Source organism: Caballeronia sp. (assembly GCF_049581465.1).
Classification (GTDB): Bacteria; Pseudomonadota; Gammaproteobacteria; order Burkholderiales; family Burkholderiaceae; genus Caballeronia.
The window spans coordinates 1-3,073 of the sequence record NZ_JBAUSA010000939.1 but is presented as its reverse complement, the minus strand read 5'-3'; the positions used below and the strand labels follow the sequence as shown (position 1 = coordinate 3,073).

At 57.7% G+C, this 3,073-nt stretch carries 2 protein-coding genes; both read left to right on the top strand.

Annotated features, from left to right (window positions below; genetic code table 11):
* Positions 1–585 precede the first annotated feature (585 nt).
* Positions 586–2,229, top strand: coding sequence for a response regulator (locus tag WCA53_RS23060; protein ID WP_423915931.1), 1,644 nt, complete (start codon positions 586–588; stop codon positions 2,227–2,229).
* 350 nt (positions 2,230–2,579) lie between these two features.
* A partial coding sequence (locus WCA53_RS23055) for an RsbRD N-terminal domain-containing protein (RefSeq protein WP_423915928.1) occupies positions 2,580–3,073 on the top strand: 494 nt, incomplete at its 3' end.

Here is a 3,073-nt window from a genome sequence, read left to right as displayed (position 1 = left end):
CCTACTGCTTCTTCAACCTTGCCCGCTGCTTCTTTCAACGTACCTTCTGCTGTGTTGGTGTCCATGACATCCTCCCTTGTTGACTATGTCGTGCTCCGCACGGGACGTGCCAGCCGCCCCGCCCACGAGGTGCCGATTCAGAGCGTGAAGGACACCAACTGGGGGTACGATTAGGCGTCGCGAACAGCCGTGCACCACCTGTCGTAATGCAGTCAACGCGGCGATCGGGAGTGTTGAGACGTGTCGTAACGGCTTGCTGCAACGAGGGAAGCTGTTCAGCGTCTTTGACATGGAGGCTGCCCAAATCGGCAAATCCTCCCGACGCGCTGACTTGAGTACGGACGCCAGTTCCAAATGCATGCCTCGGCGGAAATCGGGCGGCCAGGTAGCCATGCTCAAAGGGATGCCGGTCGAACTCGAACCACAACCGCAAATGCTTGGTCAAAAAGCCCGGCGACGCGGGATGCCGGCCACTTGGCATTGGTCGGAATTTTGAAAGAGTTGCATGCTATCCGTCAAACCCTTTCAAGCAGAGGAATGGTTATTGCATGATTACGTTGACTCACCTCTTGGAAAGCTGTCGTCATGGCCGCCGCCTTTCCCGTTAACGAGTCTCATCGACTACGCAGGCTAAAAACATTCGGGATTCTTGACACCCCGGCGGAGGAGCATTTCGACTCCATTACTAAGGTCGCTGCAAGCCTGTTGCGGGCACCGATTGCATTGCTCAACTTCATTGACGAAACCCGCGAGTGGTGTAAGTCAGCCTGGGGTATGGAGCCCCAGTCGGCCAGGCGTGAGGAATCGCTTTGCGCGCAGGCCCTCCTGACTAACGATATCCTTGTGATTCCAGATGCGACCGCCGATGAAGAATTTCGGGACCATCCTCAGGTGGTCGGTGAGCGCAACGTCGTTTTCTATGTTGGCGCAGTATTGAAGGCGTCGGACGGCACGGCCCTTGGGACCCTATGCGTGATCGCTCATGAGCCCCGGAAGTTGAGTGCATCAGAAAGGGTGACACTAAAAACGCTGGCGGAACACGCCGTGTTGCATCTTGAACAACGGCAAGCGTCGGCAGAACTACTGGAAATGCGACGTCGCCTTGACGAAGCTGAGCGTCACCAGGAAGAGTTTCTGGCGATGCTCGCCCATGAGCTTCGCGCGCCACTGGCCCCGATCCAGACAGGTATCGCTATTCTCGACCGACCTGAGGCGACGGATGCAGAGCGCGCATGGGCGCGAGAGATTGTCGGACGGCACGTCAGACAGATGGGGCATATTGTTGACGACTTGCTATCGACGTCCTTGGCGACCACCGGCGTCATGCAACTGAACCTGAAACCTGTCTCCGTGAAGGATGTAATTGAGAACGCCCTAGAGCTTACCAACGCCGCCATCGTCGACCGAGGGCACACGGTTTCAACGTCGGTCGACGCTTCACTTTATGCGCTCGCCGACCCGACTCAGTGCTCAATCGTCGTTGCGAACATGATAGAGAATGCTGCCATATACACGCCGGCCTACGGGCGCATACGCATGACGGCGGACGGCGACGGCTCGAACGTATTCATTGGAGTGGTGGACAACGGCATTGGAATCGCGCACGGGGACATTGACGCGATATTCAAGCTTTTTAAGCAGGGGAAGCGACCACTCGCCCGGTCCGTGGGAGGAATGGGCCTAGGTTTGACGCTCGCGCGAAAACTGGCCGAGTTGCACGGCGGGACGCTCGTTGCGCGTAGTGACGGCATCGGGCGCGGAAGTGAGTTCACGCTCACCCTTCGCCGCGCGGCTCCTCAAGAAATGCAGACCGCCGAGCCCGTCGAAGCTGTGGCGTCATCGACCGCGCCGATGTCCGTTTTGATTGTCGACGACAACCGCGATACGGCGGACGCGCTTGCGCTCTACTTGCAGCTTTCGGGCAATACCACTCGAGTGGCTTATAGCGCGGTCGAAGCGCTCGCCATCGCCAACGAGTGGCGACCTGAGGTTGTGCTGAGTGATATTGGACTTCCGGACCTGGACGGCTACGCGCTCATACGGGCCATGCGCGGCCTTGACTGTCTGGCGAACACGACCTTCGTCGCGATTACGGGGTATGCATCTGACTCGGACAAGATAGCGGCGATAGAGGCAGGCTTTGATGCTCACATGACGAAACCGGTGGACGCCACGAGCTTGGAGGAATTTTTGCGACGTGCGCGGGTCTCGAACAAGCCAGCCCTCTAGCTCGCGTTGATTTAGCAGGCACGACCCCCGGAACGTCACGCCAGTGTTTGCTTCACAGCCCTGTGGCACGGAGAGATTCGTCGTATCGCTACAATCGGCGCTTTGCAGGTGTTGTTGACGAACAGATGCACCATGTTACTTGCAACTGCGGGAACGCTATGCGGAGTATGGGCTTAGGTATAATTTCCTGACCCGCACTTCGCGGTCGGAACTTTTGGACGACGAAACGTCCATCAGCCTGCTGCTGACGCGTCACTCTTCAAAGCGACATTCCCGTGACTGACATCCGACCGTTCCGACTACTTGCTGGTCAACTTCGCCGAGAGAAAGACCCTCTCGTCGCGCGGTGGATGAAAATCGTCAGCGGCGATACCGACGTCGAGAAATCGGATTCCCTGAGCCGGACGCAACTGGCCGACAACCTCCCAGCCATATTCGAGGAAATCTGCGTGGCGCTAGAGCACCAAGACTTGGATGTCGCGCAAGTTGCCGTTGAAAGTGATGCCAGGCAACACGGGCAATGGCGCTGGCGCCAGGGTTATCGTTTGGACGAGCTCGTGCGGGAGCTCGATTTGTTTCGACAGGTTCTCACCGATGCCGTTGAGGCATACGCAGCGACTGACGACCAGTTCAGGGCATTGGACCAAGGAAAGGCCCGATATGTCGTCGACGAAGTCATTAGCTACGTTACGCTCGGTTCCATTCGCGAGGTCCTCCGTGAGCGCGATAACAAACTCGATGAGTACACCAGTCAGTTGGAGCGTGCCAACGACGAGTTGCGTCGCAGCAAACGTCGCATAGACAAACTGTACGAGATGCGTCTGCAAGTCACGCGTCGTGTGAC

Bases quoted from the DNA above. Each gene is read 5' to 3' on its own strand.
- WCA53_RS23060 (WP_423915931.1), top strand. From the start codon at position 586: ATGGCCGCCGCCTTTCCCGTTAACGAGTCTCATCGACTACGCAGGCTA.